Origin of the sequence: Pedobacter sp. (assembly GCF_965227205.1) — a bacterium.
GTDB lineage: Bacteria > Bacteroidota > Bacteroidia > Sphingobacteriales > Sphingobacteriaceae > Pedobacter.
Genome location: NZ_OZ245727.1, coordinates 815154 through 830410, shown reverse-complemented (window position 1 = coordinate 830410; position 15257 = coordinate 815154). Strand labels below are relative to the sequence as shown.

Sequence of the window (15257 nt, the reverse complement as noted above, 5' to 3'; positions counted from 1 at the left end):
CTTAAAACTTATAACGTATAACTTAGAACTTAATGAAAAGGCATATCCCTAATGCGATTACCTGTGCAAACCTATTTTCTGGTTGTATTGGAATCGTTTTTGCATTTAAAGGCGATTTACAAACCGCAGCGTATTTCGTAATCCTATCTGGTATTTTTGATTTTTTTGATGGAATGGTTGCCCGTTTATTGAATGTAAAATCGGCAATTGGTAAAGATTTAGATTCCCTTGCGGATATGGTAAGTTTTGGTTTCTTACCAGGAATCATCATGTTTCAGTTATTGAAAGTAAGTGATTATTCTTCAGAATACCTGCCTTATTTAGGTTTTTTTATAACTGTATTTTCTGCTTTACGTTTAGCTAAGTTTAATAATGATAAGCGACAAACAGAAGATTTTATTGGCTTAAATACGCCAATGAATACACTTTTTATTTGCTCATTACCATTTATTGCCACCGATTACCCTCAAGTAATTGGTTCCACAATACTACTTGTTGCCATTACTGCAATTACCAGTTTCTTGTTGATAAGTGAGATTAAAATATTCTCTTTAAAATTTAGTGATTTAAGCTGGGCAAAAAATAAAATTAAATTTATCTTTCTAATCCTGTCTGCAATTTTAATTGCAGTTTTACAATTTGCTGCAATACCTTTAGTATTGGTGCTTTACATTGGCTTATCATTTTTACATTTCAAAGGAGAAGTAAAATAATCCAATAAAACTAAAGCATATTGTATTTTTTTCTCACATCTATCTTGGAATGCTCTATCTGAATATAAATTTTTTCTAATAGAGCGTGTAACTCTTTAACCAGATCAGGTAATTTATCCAATTCTACAAGTTCGCGTGCACTACGTTCAATAGTATGCACAAATTCTCTCACATCGGTCCTACCAACATAGGTAAATGTCGGCTTAATTTTATGAGCACAGTCTGCCACCTTCTTCCAGTTTTGCTGGTGAACTGCGTCTTCAAGCTCCGCTAAGTAAAAGGGCGTTTGCTCACTAAAAGTCTCAAAAATCTCAATCATGAATTCTGGGTCATGACCAACCATTTCGATAAGATATGATAAATCTAAGGGATGATTATCATAGTTCTTTTCCATGAGGTAAATCTATAAAATTAGATTCTTTTTACCTCCAAATTATCCGAAATTTTTACGGCTATTTGCAAAATAGTTTTATGCAAAACCGGATGCATAACATCGCCTGCGATTTCACTTAAAGGCAACATAACAAATTTCCTGTTAATCATCTGAGGATGTGGTATTTGTAATCTATTCTCAATATCTATAACCTCATCACCAAACAAAATCAGGTCAATATCAATCAGCCTTTCTCCCCATTTGTCTTTTCTTACTCTACCTAATTTTTGTTCAATAGCTAATGCTTTTTCTAAAACCTCTAATGCAGTTAGGCTTGTAGATATACTAATCGCCTGATTTAAAAAAGCAGGTTGGTCTGTTTTGCCCCAAGCAGCAGTTTCATAAATAGAAGATTCGCTTAAAATTTCGCCAACCTCTTTGCCTAAATGCTTAATTGCATTTTCCAGATTTTTTTTTCTATCACCTAAATTTCCACCTAGTAACAAATAAGCAGTTGTTTGCTCTAATGCCATATATGCGCTGTGTATTTTATATCTTTACATCACAAAATTAAAACATTTAAATGAGAGAATTTTTCAAGTTTCTATTTGCTTCAATGTTAGGCTTTTTCCTATCTATTGCGATCGTATTTGTTATTTGCTTTGTTGTTATAGTTGCCGCAATTTCATCAATAGATGATGATAAGACCGTTGCAGTTGGTAGCAATTCTGTTTTATATCTAAACCTTGACCAAGCCATTACAGAACGTACTCCAAAAAATCCATTTGGTAATATTCCAATTGTTGGCGGCGATGAAAAAGATGGAATCGGATTACAAGATCTTTTAAAATCTATTAAAAAAGCTAAAACAGACGATAACATTAAATGTATTTACCTAAATGTAAGCAGCCCGAATGCTGGTTTTGCAACCATGCGAGAGGTAAGAAATGCTTTGATTGACTTTAAAAAATCTCATAAAAAAATTATTTCTTATAGTGAAGTTTACACCCAAGGCGCATATTATATTGCATCTGCTGCAGATAAAATTTATTTAAACCCTGAAGGCGCTTTAGAATTTAAGGGATTTAGCTCTGAGCTTACGTTTTTCAAAGGAACTTTAGAAAAAGTAGGTGTAGAAATGCAGGTTATTCGTGTTGGAAATTACAAGAGTGCTGTTGAGCCATTCATTTTAGATAAAATGAGTGACTATAATCGCAAACAAGTTACCGCCTATGTTGGGGGTTTATACAATACTTTTTTAACTGATATTGCTCAAACCCGTAGCATACAAAAAGATAGTTTATACAGCATAGCTGATAATTACAAAATCCGCGAACCGAAAGATGCTTTGAATTATAAAATGGTTGATGCGCTGAAATATAAAGATGAGATTTTGGAAGAGCTGAAATCTATCTCGGGCAAAACCAAAAAACAAAATATCACATCCGTTTCTATAAACGATTATGCAAAAAACAACAGTTCTTCTGGCAGTAGTAAAAATAAAATTGCAATTGTTTATGCAAACGGTGAAATCATTGGTGGAGAAGGTTCTGATTCACAAATTGGTTCTGAAAGAATCTCAAGAGCGATTAGAAAAGCTCGCTTAGATGATGATGTTAAAGCCATCGTAATTCGTGTAAATTCTCCGGGTGGTAGTGCTTTGGCATCTGATGTGATTTGGAGAGAAATTGTGCTTACTAAGAAAGAAAAGCCTGTAATTGCTTCTTTCGGTGATGTTGCTGCATCTGGCGGTTATTACATTGGCTGTGCTGCCGATAGTATTTTTGTTCAGCCAAATACAATTACTGGTTCTATTGGTGTTTTTGGATTGATACCAAATTTCCAAAACCTAATGACTAACAAGTTGGGAATTACTTTTGATGGCGTTAAAACAGGTAAATATGCTGATATCATGGCGACTAATCGCCCAATGACTGAAGGCGAAAGGTTTATCATCCAAAATGAATTAAATAGAATTTACAGCGGTTTTGTTAGTCGCGTTGCTGACGGAAGAAAGAAAAGCAAAGCTTACATTGATAGCATTGGCGGCGGCCATGTCTGGATTGGAACTGATGCTGTTCAAATTGGTTTAGCTGATAAAATTGGAAGTTTTAACGACGCAATTAATGCAGCTGCTAAAAAAGCTAAAGTAAAAGATTTTAAAGTTGTAGAATATCCTGACGTAATTGATCCATTAAAATCTTTCCTAGACCAAGGTACAGATAGGATAAAAACATATTATGCTAAGCAAGAATTAGGAGAAAATTATTTGCTTTACAATCAGGTTAAAAAAGTTATGGCAAGCTCTGGAATACAGGCAAGAATGCCTTTCGAAGCTGTTATTAAATAAATTTTAACTTCAAAATAGTGCGAAGAATGTAAGGTTTAAACCTAATGTTCTTCGCATTTTTGTTTGCCACCGTCTCATTATTTCCTAATTTTACTTCCTTATGGAAAACAAAACCATCGCCCGTACATTACGCCTATTATCGCAGTTAATGGAACTGCATGAGGAAAATCCTTTTAAAATTAAATCGATTGCCAATGCTTATTTTAAGGTAGACAAACTACCATTTGCCTTAAAAGATAAACCTGTTGATGAAATTGATAAAATCGAAGGAATTGGTAAAGGTTTGGCAGCTAAAATTATTGAGCTACTCGAAACCGGCGAGCTTAAAGAGTTAAATGATATTATTCAACAAACGCCGGAAGGAGTTGTTGAAATGCTAGGTATTAAAGGAATCGGACCAAAAAAAATTCTGATTATTTGGAGGGATTTAAACATTGAAAGTATTGGCGAACTTTATTACGCCTGTAACGAAAACCGCTTAATTGAAGCGAAAGGTTTTGGTTTGAAAACCCAAGAGGAAATTAAAAAAGCGATTGAATTTAAACTCGCTGCAAATGGCAGGTTTTTATACGCTCAGGTAGAAGGTTTTGCCAATTCCATTCTTGATGAAATTTCGAGGTGGCTAATTTCGGTAGACCACCACTCAGCACTAGCTTTTGCGGGGCAATACCGTAGAGCTTGTGAAATTATTGATGAACTTGAAATAGTTATCGGTGCAGAAAAATTGGAAGAGGTTATTTTTGAACTGCCAAATTTCGAAAAACTATCGTTAATAGCTGGAGAAGAGGCTTTTATTACTACAACTGAAGCTGGTTTAAGAATCAAAATTTATGTTGTAGAGAAAGCTGATTTCTATTTAGAGTGGTTTAAGCTAACGGGTAATGCTGAACATGTCCAAAAAGTTTTGGCTTTAGCTGGCAATGGTTCTTTTGTAAATGAACAAGAAATTTACAGCAAAGCTGGATTAGCTTTCATCGAACCTGAACTACGTGAAGACTTTGATGAAATTGAATTGGCGAAAGAGAACAAACTTCCTACACTAATTACTTATGATGATTTAAAAGGAAGCTTGCACAACCACTCTACCTGGAGTGATGGCGTTCATACGCTTGAGCAAATGGCCCTTTATTGTAAAGACACTTTAAACCTGCAATATTTAGGGATTTGCGACCACTCTAAAACTGCTGTTTATGCGAAAGGGTTAAATGAGCAACGTGTTTTTGGTCAGCACCAGGAAATTGATGAGTTGAATAAAAAACTTGCTCCATTTAAAATTTTTAAAGGAATTGAAAGCGATATTTTAAGCGATGGCTCTTTAGATTATAGTGATGATGTGCTTAAAACTTTCGATTTTGTTGTCGCTTCGGTTCACAGTAATTTGAGAATGGATGAGGCAAAAGCAACTGCCCGTTTGTTAAAAGCCATTGAAAATCCTTACACCACAATTTTAGGGCACCCTACCGGCCGATTATTGTTAAGCCGAGCAGGTTACCCAATTGATTATAAAAAAATTATTGATGCCTGTGCTACAAATAATGTGGTAATCGAAATCAATGCAAATCCGCTACGTTTAGATTTAGACTGGCACTGGCATCGCTATGCTTTGGAAAAAGGTGTTTTACTTTCTGTAAATCCAGATGCACATAGAACTGAAGGTTTTCACGATATGAAATATGGTATTTTGGTTGCCCGAAAAGGTGGTTTAAGTGCTGATAAATGCTTAAATGCGTTTTCTTTAGCGGAAATAACGGAGTATTTTGATAATAAAAAAATTAACCACAGATAAAAAGGATGAACACAGATAACATTTAATAGATTTTTTCTATAATCCAAATCTGTGTTCATCTGTGAAAATCTGTGGTAAAAAAAACTAACTTTGCCCAATGATCAGTGAAATTGCCAACCGCATATTTAATCAAGTAATTACAGATTACCATAAATTCGATGATATCGACCATCCGGTTGAGAACCCATACGATGCTGAAAGATTAGAGCATCTTTTCTACATTAAAAACTGGATTGACACTGCCCAATGGCACATGGAAGATGTGGTTCGAAATCCACAAATTGACCCGGTTGAGGGATTAAGCTGGAAAAGACGCATTGACGCTCAAAACCAGGTTCGTACCGATATGGTTGAGTTTATTGATGGTTACTTTTTAAATCTTTATCAAGGAATTTCGGCTTTGCCAGAGGCTAAAATTAATACAGAGAGTCCGGCTTGGGCAATAGACAGGCTTTCTATTTTGGCTTTGAAAATTTACCATATGCAGGAAGAAGCTGAACGTGAAAGTGCATCAGCTGAACACCGTGAATTGTGCCAGACTAAGCTTAATGTACTTTTATCGCAACGCGAAGATTTATCTAACAGTATTGATGAATTATTAGCAGACATTGAAGATGGCAAGAAATACATGAAAGTTTATAAGCAGATGAAAATGTATAACGACCCGAGTTTAAACCCGGTTTTGTATAATAAAGCATAATTAAAATTCGTCATGCGAGGCACGAAGCAATCTTACAACGTTCACTATTTTATTATAGCTTTAAGATTGCTTCGTGCCTCGCAATGACGGGCGACCTTCAAAAACAATGGCTACAACCCAAAAAATTATCGTTTTACGTTTTTCAGCTATGGGCGATGTGGCGATGGTTGCTTCAGTTTTAAAAGAATTTTCTCAACAGAATCCATCAGTAGAAATCATCATGGTTAGTCGTGAGGCTTTTAAACCATTTTTTGATGGAATTGAAAATCTTAGATTTCATGCGATTCAGCCGAAAACAATTCATAAAGGAATTTCAGGTTTGTATAAGTTATTCCAGGAACTTAATGTTTACAAACCAACTGCAATAGCCGATATACATGATAACTTACGGAGCAGGGCACTTTCTACTTTTTTCAGATTATCAGGAATCAAAATAAAACGAATTGATAAAGGCAGAGCAGAGAAAAAAGCCCTAACTCGTTCTGACAATAAAATATTCAAACCTTTACGCCAAACCGTAGAACGTTATGCTGATGTATTTCGGGAATTAGGTTTTGATATTAAACTAAGTCATAAGCTCAATAAAGCTCCACAAGCAATACCGGTAAAAGCGGAAAGTTTATTTGGGAACAGCAGAAAAAAAATAGGCATCTCCCCTTTTGCGCAGCACATTTATAAAGTTTATCCATTAGAAAAAATGGAGGAAGTAATTTATTCTTTAAGCGAATTGGGTTACCAACTTTTTATTTTTGGTGGTGGAAAAATGGAACAAGCGATTGCCGAAAATTGGGTTAAAGCGTATCCAAACACAAATAATTTAATCGGAAATTTTAATTTAACCGAAGAACTTGCCATAATATCCAATCTTGATTTAATGCTGAGCATGGATTCTTCTGGTATGCACATGGCTTCGTTAGTTGGTGTTCCGGTGGTTTCCGTTTGGGGACCAACCCATCCTTATGCTGGTTTTTTAGGTTACGGACAATTGGAGAACAATTGTATTCAAATTGACCATCCTGCCCGACCAAATTCTATTTATGGAAACAAACCATGCTTGTGTGGTGTTGAAAGTTGTATGGATTTGATTAATCCTGAAACAATTGTAAACAAGATAAAAGAAAAACTAAATGGCTAAGCAATTACTATTGGTTCGTCACGGAAAATCGGACTGGGGAAATTTAGATTTAAAAGATTTCGACCGACCGTTAAATAAACGTGGAAAAGAAAATGCACCAGAAATGGCAGAACGTTTGGTAAAAAGAGGTTTTAAGTTCGATTTGATTGTGAGTAGTCCGGCGAAGCGGGCAAAATCTACTGCAAAATTCTTTGCTGAAGCTTATAATGTAGATGAAATTAAATTCGTGGAGGAGATTTATGAAGCGAATAGTAGAACACTTTTAAAGGTGGTGAATGATTTTGATGATTCTGCTGATACGGTGATTATGTTTGGGCATAATCCTGGTTTTACAGATTTGGCGAATGAGTTGAGTGATGCAGACATTTACAATATCCCAACTGCAGGAATGGTTTTGATGTCTTTTCCTTTTGATTCGTGGAAGATGCTGAGTAAAGGTACTGGTGATTTGGTTTTCTTCGATTATCCGAAGAATAGTGATGAGGTCTAGAATGTCCTAGCCGGATGGCTTTTTTCTTTTTGACAACAAAAAGAAACAAAAATTGCCGGCTGAAAATTTTTGTATTAAAGTTAGTGGTTTGGCTTTGACTGTATATGCCCAATCTCGTACGTACGGGATGTTAGGCCGGATTTAAGTAGAACGAGGAAACATTGCGAAGGCTTAGCCAAATGCAAATAACGATGTTTGTAATATGGTTATCACACAGAAGCTCGTGATAATGCCAAGAACCACAGTCTATGTTAAATAAACCTGATAAAACGAAAAGCCCGGAGTGAGGAACGAGCGAGGACTTGAAGCGATAGCAGGGCTGAAAATTCAAAAGAACTACTGAACGTTCATTTCCAAAAAAAATATAAAATCGTAACCCTTAAATCGTAAATTTAATTATCTTTGAACATATAAAAAACGAAAGTCCGGCAATAGACATTTCGGTGAATTCTAAACCTTATTTCTCTTGGTTATTTCATAATTCGTATCGCCGGAAGATTTATCCATTAAATTGTCTGTACATGAATTTTGATTATAATACTACGCGTAGCCATTTGATTTTATCGGAATATGGCCGCAACGTTCAGAATATGGTGAAGTATATTTGCGAATTGCCAACTATTGAAGAACGTAATAAATATGCCCAGGCGGTTATAGACCTGATGGGATTTTTGCAACCACATTTGCGTGATGTTGCTGATTTTAAGCATAAACTTTGGGATCATTTGCACATTATTTCTGGCTACCAGATTGATGTTGAGAGTCCATATCCAAAACCTTTACCTGAGAATGCCTTTAAAAAACCAGAGCCTCTTCCCTATCCTCAACAAAGAATTACCTACAAACATTACGGTAAAACGGTTGAGAATTTGATTGAAAAAGCGATGCGTGAGGAAAATCCGGAGCATAAAAAAGCGATGGTTCAAGGCATTGCAAACTTTATGAAAATGGCTTATGTTACCTGGAATAAGGATAATGTGAGCGATGATACGATTATTAAAGATTTGAAATATCTATCGGGCGGATTGTTATCGCTTGATGAAGGTGTAAACCTTGCGAAAGTTGAGTTTAGGGCACAAAATCCTCGTCAGAATAATAATAACAACAACAATAGAGGGCGCAATAACAATAATAACAACAACGGCAAAAACCGTCAGAATAATAATAACAACAATAATCGCGGACGCAACAATAATAACAAACCTAAATATTAATAACCACAACGCCATTCTGAGCTTGATTCAGAATCTCGAAAATAGATGCTGAAATAAATTCAGCATGACGAACGGGTTAGCAAAAGAAAGATATATGAACGCATTTGAAATAACAGGCGGAATTAAATTAAAAGGCGAAATTACTCCACAGGGCGCCAAAAACGAGGCTTTACAGATTTTATCGGCTGTATTACTTACCGAACAGAAAGTAACCATCAGCAACATTCCTGATATTAAGGATGTAAATAAGCTGATTGAATTATTAGGCGATTTGGGCGTAATTGTAGAACGTATTGATAAAGATACTTACACTTTCGAGGCGAGAAATATCGATTTGAATTTCTTTGAATCGGAAACTTTTAAAGCTAAAGGTGGTGGTTTACGTGGCTCGATTATGATAGTTGGTCCGTTGTTGGCTCGTTTCGGCAAAGCAGCAATTCCTAAACCAGGTGGTGATAAAATTGGCCGTAGAAGATTGGACACTCACTTTATCGGTTTCGAAAAGTTAGGTGCTAAATTTGTTTACGATAGCAAAAAAGCTTTCTTTAATGTTGATGCGACCGATTTAAAAGGTGCTTACATTCTGTTGGATGAGGCTTCGGTAACAGGAACGGCAAATATTGTAATGGCTGCCGTTTTAGCGAAAGGAACAACTACGATTTATAACGCAGCTTGTGAGCCTTATTTACAACAACTTTGCAAAATGCTAAACCGCATGGGGGCAAAAATTTCGGGCATTGGTTCGAATTTATTAACCATTGAAGGTGTTAAGGTTTTAGGCGGAACGGAACACAGAATGTTGCCAGATATGATTGAGATTGGCTCTTTCATTGGTTTAGCAGCAATGACTGAATCGGAAATTACCATCAAAAATGTTTCTTACGATGAATTGGGTGTAATTCCTGAAGTTTTTAAAAAACTAGGTATTAAATTAGAACGCAGAGGCGATGATATTTATGTGCCATCGCAAAAGCATTACGAAATTGATACTTTTATTGATGGTTCGATTTTAACGATTGCCGATTCTCCGTGGCCAGGTTTTACGCCTGATTTATTGAGCATTGTTTTGGTTGTGGCGACACAGGCGAAAGGAAATGTTTTAATCCATCAGAAAATGTTCGAGAGTCGTTTGTTCTTTGTGGATAAATTAATCGATATGGGTGCTCAAATCATTCTTTGCGACCCGCACCGTGCTACTGTTAACGGAATTGATAAAAAATACAAACTGCGTGGTATCAGCATGACTTCTCCAGATATTAGAGCTGGTGTTTCGTTGTTAATCGCAGCTTTATCTGCTGAAGGTAAATCGACCATTTATAACATCGAACAGATTGAGCGTGGTTACCAGGATATCGATACGCGTTTACGTGCTTTGGGTGCGCAAATTAAGCGTGTAAACGCTGATGCGCCGAGCCATTAGGAAGTTTGGAGTTGAAAGGCTAAAGCCTAAAGCAGAAAGCTTAAGACTAAAGCTTAAAGAGCATAATGCAAAAACGCCCGAGTAATTTGTTACTCGGGCGTTTTTTTTTTCAATGGTTTTTTGGAAATTCGTCATGCTGAATTTATTTCAGCATCTTTCTTACATTAAGACCCTGAAATAAATTCAGGGTGACGACCGTCGTAGGATTGCTTCGTGCCTCGCAATGACGAGCGCTCTAGGGATGATGCGAATTAGGCAACTATTCCTTGTCATCTATTTCCTATTCCCTATTTTCCATTCCCCATTCTCTATTTCCTATTCCCCAACCTCCATTTCACATCTTCCCTCTTCCATCTTAATCCTATCCCGATATCGCGTTTATAATATCGTACTGTGTAATAATTTCAATTTTACCAGATTCATCCTCCACCAAAACAGCAGAGTTTTCTTTATTAATTAACGAAGAAATTTTATCAATCGAAGTATTCAAATCAACAAATGGGAAAGTTGCTGTCATGATTTCTGAAATTGGTGCAGATTTCAATCCTGGGTTTTCAAGTAATGCTGTAAGGATATCACTTTCGGCAATTTTACCCACAATCATGCCTTGCTGTGTAACCGGAATCTGAGAAATATTCATCGATTTGATGGTATTGATGGCTTCCAAAACAGATTTAGTAGCATCAAGTGTTACAATTTCGGTAGACTCTTTTTTAGCTAAAATCGATTTTGCCGTTAATTTTTCATCTTGCAAAAATCCACGTTCACGCAACCAATCTTCGTTATACATTTTACCCATGTAACGGCTTCCGTGGTCGTGGAAAATAACTACAACAACATCTTCAGGCTTTAATTTATCTTTCAACTGAATTAAACCACCAATAGCAGCACCGGCTGAGTTACCCACAAAAATTCCTTCTTTACGGGCAATATCACGGGTCATTAAGGCTGCATCTTTATCAGTTACTTTTTCAAATAAATCGATTACATCAAAATTTACGTTTGCTGGCAAGAAATCTTCGCCGATACCTTCTGTGATGTAAGGATAAATTTCATCCTTATCAAAAATGCCAGTTTCCTTATATTTTTTGAAAACCGAACCATATGTATCTATTCCCCAAATCTGAATATTTGGATTTTTCTCCTTCAAATATTTACCAGTTCCAGAAATTGTACCTCCTGTACCTACACCAACAACCAAATGCGTAATTTTTCCTTCTGTTTGCTCCCAAATTTCAGGACCAGTTTGCTCATAATGCGCCTGTGAGTTGGCTAAATTATCGTACTGATTTGGTTTCCAAGAATTAGGAACTTCACGCTCTAAACGTGATGAAACTGAGTAATAAGAACGTGGGTCTTCAGGTTCAACATTTGTAGGGCAAACAATCACTTCAGCGCCAAAAGCACGTAAAGCATCAACCTTTTCTTTCGATTGCTTATCAGTTGTGGTAAAAATACATTTGTATCCTTTAATAATTGCAGCCATCGCCAAGCCCATACCAGTATTACCTGATGTTCCTTCTATAATGGTACCTCCCGGTTTTAATTTACCGCTCTTCTCAGCATCCTCAATCATTTTTACCGCCATACGGTCTTTAATTGAGTTACCTGGATTCGTTGTTTCTATCTTGGCAAGGATTGTACCCGGAACATTTTTTGTAATTGTATTAAGTTTTACTAATGGTGTATTGCCAATAGTTTCGAGAATATTATTATACCACATGCAGCAAAATTAAGCAAAGGCATTAAGTATTTTATAAACTATATTTTATTTGAAACATAATTTCGAATATTAAAATTTAATAGAATTTAATTTCATAATCTATAAATAACATAGGTATTATAGATTGATTATTGGGTGATATGCAACATTGTTTTTTGTCTGCCAAAGATTTACAGATTTTGTAAGGTCGTCATCCAATGGCAAAGTAGAGTATGATTTTTTTAATCATCTCGATATCTTATCAGTTATCATTTTTAATAATCTGTAAATCTGTGGCAACCTTAAGCCAATTTATAAACCTTACCCGGCATGGAGATAATTATACCTTGCATTTCTAGCGTGAGTAAAATGATGGCAAGTTTACTCTGCTGTATATTAACTGCAATTGCTAACTCATCAATAGAAAGCTGACCACTTTGCAATGCATCAACAACCTTTTGCTCATTAGCAGTTAAATTAAGCTGCAGAGTGGTTTGGGTTTTTGCTTTCTTGTTTTTTACCTCATCATCCCAACCGAGATAATAAATTAAATCATTTGCATTGTTGATGAGTCCGGCCCTATTAGTTTTAATCAAAAAGTTGCAACCTTCAGAAAAAATATCATTTGTTCGCCCAGGGAAAGCGTAAACATCTTTATTGTAAGAATTAGCAATCTCAGCAGTTATTAAGGCACCACCTTTAATCGATGCTTCGATTACAATTGTTGCATCGGCGATTCCGGCAATAATTCGGTTTCGTTGAGGAAAATTTTGTCGGTCAGGATTGGTTTTGGTCGGAAACTCTGAAATCAAACCACCATTTAGTACCATTTTCTGCGCTACTGGTTTATGAATTTGCGGGTACAGTCTATCCAAACCATGACCTAGAACTCCAACTGTTGCAATGTTATTTAACAAACATTCTTTGTGCGTTGTAACATCAATTCCATAAGCCAAACCACTTACTATTAAAACATCATAAGCGGCTAAAACCTCACAAAGTTGTTTACAAAGCATCCTGCCATATTCAGTTGCATTTCTGGTACCTACAATGCTAATTATCCGTTTATGATTTAAATCTACGCTTCCTTTAAAATATAGCAATATTGGCGCATCGAAGCAATTTTTTAAACGTTTGGGGTAGTTTTCATCAGAAAAAAACAGAACCTCAATACCGTGTTTCTCTATAAAATCTAACTCTTCTTTTGCCCTTTCAAGTGCATCGGTTTTTAAAATTGCTTCAACTGTTTTTTCTCCAATTCCAGGAATTTGAAGCAATTGTTTTCTGGTTGCAGAAAAAACAGCTTCGGCGCTGCCACAGTAAGCCAATAAATTTTTGGCATTTACCGGACCAATAGATTTAATAAAAGTTAAGGCAATTTTATGGAGCGTACTCATCAAATAAGGTTAAGGGTTATAAATGCGGGATGATTTATTTCCTTAATCCTTAAAGATTAAAAATCGATATCGATAAGGCTTTTAAGCGGAATGTGTATGTTATTTTTTAATTGAATATATTTTTCTGTAACCGCCCAAACCGTTGTATCAACTCTTTTAGGGCCAATTGTTGTATTAAATGTAATTACCGCTTTTGATTTAAATTCATTTCCCAAGCGTTGTGCTTCATCCAGTTTTTTTTGCAAACTCCCTGAATTATCTTCTTTGGCATTTATAATGTTTAAGTATCCTATTTGTTCCTTCTCAACAGTTTCTATTGGCATAATATCTCTTTAACGATTAATCTTAAACAAGCATATTAAAATTTTGGAACAAAAACAAGGTTTAAAATGCTTTTAATGTAATAAATAAGATAAAAAAAGCCGATATTTTAAAAATACCGGCTTCAAATAGTTGTTTGTTTTAATATCTAGAATTTAAATTTTCGTGTTTCTATCATACCTTTAAACTCATGATCCATTTTACCTGTTAAATCAATCATTTGAGAATTGCTAAATGGAGTAGTACCGCTTATTGTATTTTCTTTTAAGAATGATGTAAACGAACCGGTTGCAGAATAATTTAAAGCCTGAGCTAAAAGTTTTTCTGTTGGGTCGCCAAATTCCTTAGTTACATCATCAGCTAGAGATTTATCTACAGCCATACCATCAAAGTAATCGCCTTGGTTCAACTGATTTTTAGTCTGGAATTGAGGTAAATACAAATCACTTTTATCAATTTTAATGGCAAAAAATCCTACCGGTTTACCATATGTTTTAGAGCCAATTAATTTAACATCCATTACTGGTTTTAAGTTGTTAATTAGCAATTCACTTGCCGAAGCGGTAGAACCTGTCACAATGAAATAAACTCTAGTCAGGTTATTTACCGAACCTCTTTTTGCAAAAACTTCTTGATTTCCTGCTGCAGCTGTTGGCACCCATGGATAATCAAACATAGAATATAAACGGGTTACACCATCATTTCCTTTGGCGTAAAATTTTTGATTTTGAAGAATAGTTGCTTTACCATCTTGCATGGTTTGAGTCCAGTACGTAGTGTACATAACCTTACCATTTTGCGATGATGGAGCAATTAAATTAGTGAAAGCTTCTGATGTAGCAACAGAACCACCACCATTATAGCGTAAATCAACAACTAGTTCAGTAATCCCATCAGTTGCAAATTTTGCAAAAGCAGCATCCAATAATGCAGCAGAGTTTGTAGTAAAGCTATTGTAATTTATGTAGCCAACTTTTTTAGTTCCGGCTGTAAAAGTACTGGTTGCTAAAATTGGGTTAATATTATAAGTTGCACGAGTTACAACAACATCCTTGCTTGTTCCGTCTGGTTTTTGAACAGTTAACGAAACCGTAGCATTTGAGCCGAAAATCGCATCAACAACAGCATTTATACTGGCATCGCTTGTATTAATATTTGTGCTGCCATTAATTTTGGTAATTTGATAGCCTCTTTTTAAACCTTGCGCATCAGCAGGCGAAGTTGCATATACATACTTGATTCTTAAATCGTTAGCAGTATTAAAGAATACAGAAAAACCGAAATCTCCGCTTACACCACCTAACTGACCAGCAACAGTTCCATTATCCATAAAAGAATATTTATCCTTTCCTCCCGTGCTAGGTAATGCTTTAATTGCAGCAATTACAGCATCGTTCGATGCATATTTACGTGGATTAAAGTTATCATAGCTTGGCATTCCAACATTCCACAAATACGTTTGTTTAGCGTAAAGGAAAATAGAATCCTTAGTTAAAAAATCGCGGTTGGTTGTAGAAGTTTGCAATGCATTCGTTTCAGTCGAAGGCTCTTCAGTTGCAGGAGCATTAGAATTTTTCTTGCATGAAGTTGCAAATACCACAACTGACATTAAAGTGCACAGAAATAATTTTTGTGCAGAAAAGTTTTTAATCATAG

14 protein-coding genes are annotated in these 15257 nt (G+C 35.6%); 8 read left to right on the top strand and 6 right to left on the bottom strand.

Translation table 11 applies throughout. The features are described from left to right. The first annotated feature begins 32 nt into the window (after positions 1–32). On the top strand, positions 33–713 hold the full coding sequence (gene pssA / locus ACO05K_RS03480; protein WP_421943076.1) for a CDP-diacylglycerol--serine O-phosphatidyltransferase: 681 nt from the start codon (positions 33–35) through the stop codon (positions 711–713). A gap of 10 nt (positions 714–723) precedes the next feature. Here pssA and ACO05K_RS03475 read toward each other — a convergent pair whose 3' ends face one another. Next, a complete protein-coding gene (locus tag ACO05K_RS03475) occupies positions 724–1107 on the bottom strand; it encodes an Hpt domain-containing protein (RefSeq protein ID WP_421943075.1) in 384 nt (127 codons plus the stop codon). A gap of 17 nt (positions 1108–1124) precedes the next feature. Continuing rightward, positions 1125–1619: a 2-amino-4-hydroxy-6-hydroxymethyldihydropteridine diphosphokinase gene (folK, locus tag ACO05K_RS03470; protein WP_421943074.1), complete on the bottom strand. Its 495-nt coding sequence runs from the start codon at positions 1617–1619 to the stop codon at positions 1125–1127. A 50-nt stretch (positions 1620–1669) separates the two neighbouring features. On the opposite strand from folK, the gene sppA reads away from it, so the two are divergent. The 7 genes from sppA (at position 1670) to murA (ending at position 10181) form a co-directional block, all read left to right on the top strand. Further along, the gene (sppA, locus tag ACO05K_RS03465; protein WP_421943073.1) at positions 1670–3436 is read left to right on the top strand and encodes a signal peptide peptidase SppA; all 1767 of its coding nucleotides are present in this window, start codon (positions 1670–1672) and stop codon (positions 3434–3436) included. Between the two features lie 100 nt (positions 3437–3536). After that, on the top strand, positions 3537–5222 hold the full coding sequence (locus tag ACO05K_RS03460) for a helix-hairpin-helix domain-containing protein (protein ID WP_421943072.1): 1686 nt from the start codon (positions 3537–3539) through the stop codon (positions 5220–5222). Between the two features lie 97 nt (positions 5223–5319). Next, entirely contained in the window at positions 5320–5922 is a 603-nt protein-coding gene (locus ACO05K_RS03455) for a DUF4254 domain-containing protein (protein ID WP_421943071.1), read from the top strand. Positions 5923–6028: 106 nt separating this feature from the next. Continuing rightward, entirely contained in the window at positions 6029–7057 is a 1029-nt protein-coding gene (locus ACO05K_RS03450; RefSeq protein WP_421943070.1) for a glycosyltransferase family 9 protein, read from the top strand. Then, positions 7050–7547, top strand: a complete 498-nt coding sequence (locus tag ACO05K_RS03445; protein ID WP_421943069.1) for a SixA phosphatase family protein — start codon at positions 7050–7052, stop codon at positions 7545–7547. Before ACO05K_RS03450 ends, ACO05K_RS03445 begins: the two co-directional genes overlap by 8 nt. A gap of 521 nt (positions 7548–8068) precedes the next feature. Then, complete coding sequence (locus tag ACO05K_RS03440; protein ID WP_421943068.1) at positions 8069–8761, top strand: DUF4290 domain-containing protein; 693 nt, start codon at positions 8069–8071, stop codon at positions 8759–8761. A gap of 94 nt (positions 8762–8855) precedes the next feature. Next, positions 8856–10181 carry a UDP-N-acetylglucosamine 1-carboxyvinyltransferase gene (gene murA, locus ACO05K_RS03435; RefSeq protein ID WP_421946272.1) on the top strand — a complete coding sequence of 442 codons (1326 nt, stop codon included), beginning with the start codon at positions 8856–8858 and terminating at the stop codon, positions 10179–10181. A gap of 361 nt (positions 10182–10542) precedes the next feature. Here the strand turns inward: murA and ACO05K_RS03430 are convergent, their stop codons facing one another. The 4 genes from ACO05K_RS03430 to ACO05K_RS03415 all read right to left on the bottom strand — a co-directional run bounded on the left by ACO05K_RS03430 (position 10543) and on the right by ACO05K_RS03415 (position 15255). Continuing rightward, complete coding sequence (locus tag ACO05K_RS03430; protein WP_421943067.1) at positions 10543–11904, bottom strand: pyridoxal-phosphate dependent enzyme; 1362 nt, start codon at positions 11902–11904, stop codon at positions 10543–10545. 281 nt (positions 11905–12185) lie between these two features. Next, entirely contained in the window at positions 12186–13280 is a 1095-nt protein-coding gene (gene dprA / locus ACO05K_RS03425; RefSeq protein WP_421943066.1) for a DNA-processing protein DprA, read from the bottom strand. Positions 13281–13336: 56 nt separating this feature from the next. Then, on the bottom strand, positions 13337–13603 hold the full coding sequence (locus tag ACO05K_RS03420; RefSeq protein WP_421943065.1) for a hypothetical protein: 267 nt from the start codon (positions 13601–13603) through the stop codon (positions 13337–13339). A 146-nt stretch (positions 13604–13749) separates the two neighbouring features. Next, entirely contained in the window at positions 13750–15255 is a 1506-nt protein-coding gene (locus ACO05K_RS03415; RefSeq protein WP_421943064.1) for a S41 family peptidase, read from the bottom strand. Between the last annotated feature and the right edge of the window lie 2 nt (positions 15256–15257).

Excerpts from the sequence above, each read along its gene's own strand:
- ACO05K_RS03430 (WP_421943067.1), bottom strand. The coding sequence starts at position 11,904 with ATGTGGTATAATAATATTCTCGAAACTATTGGCAATACACCATTAGTA.
- pssA (WP_421943076.1), top strand. The coding sequence starts at position 33 with ATGAAAAGGCATATCCCTAATGCGATTACCTGTGCAAACCTATTTTCT.
- dprA (WP_421943066.1), bottom strand. The coding sequence starts at position 13,280 with ATGAGTACGCTCCATAAAATTGCCTTAACTTTTATTAAATCTATTGGT.
- ACO05K_RS03415 (WP_421943064.1), bottom strand. The coding sequence starts at position 15,255 with ATGATTAAAAACTTTTCTGCACAAAAATTATTTCTGTGCACTTTAATG.
- folK (WP_421943074.1), bottom strand. The coding sequence starts at position 1,619 with ATGGCATTAGAGCAAACAACTGCTTATTTGTTACTAGGTGGAAATTTA.
- ACO05K_RS03450 (WP_421943070.1), top strand. The coding sequence starts at position 6,029 with ATGGCTACAACCCAAAAAATTATCGTTTTACGTTTTTCAGCTATGGGC.
- ACO05K_RS03440 (WP_421943068.1), top strand. The coding sequence starts at position 8,069 with ATGAATTTTGATTATAATACTACGCGTAGCCATTTGATTTTATCGGAA.
- ACO05K_RS03420 (WP_421943065.1), bottom strand. The coding sequence starts at position 13,603 with ATGCCAATAGAAACTGTTGAGAAGGAACAAATAGGATACTTAAACATT.
- murA (WP_421946272.1), top strand. The coding sequence starts at position 8,856 with ATGAACGCATTTGAAATAACAGGCGGAATTAAATTAAAAGGCGAAATT.
- sppA (WP_421943073.1), top strand. The coding sequence starts at position 1,670 with ATGAGAGAATTTTTCAAGTTTCTATTTGCTTCAATGTTAGGCTTTTTC.
- ACO05K_RS03445 (WP_421943069.1), top strand. The coding sequence starts at position 7,050 with ATGGCTAAGCAATTACTATTGGTTCGTCACGGAAAATCGGACTGGGGA.
- ACO05K_RS03455 (WP_421943071.1), top strand. The coding sequence starts at position 5,320 with ATGATCAGTGAAATTGCCAACCGCATATTTAATCAAGTAATTACAGAT.
- ACO05K_RS03460 (WP_421943072.1), top strand. The coding sequence starts at position 3,537 with ATGGAAAACAAAACCATCGCCCGTACATTACGCCTATTATCGCAGTTA.
- ACO05K_RS03475 (WP_421943075.1), bottom strand. The coding sequence starts at position 1,107 with ATGGAAAAGAACTATGATAATCATCCCTTAGATTTATCATATCTTATC.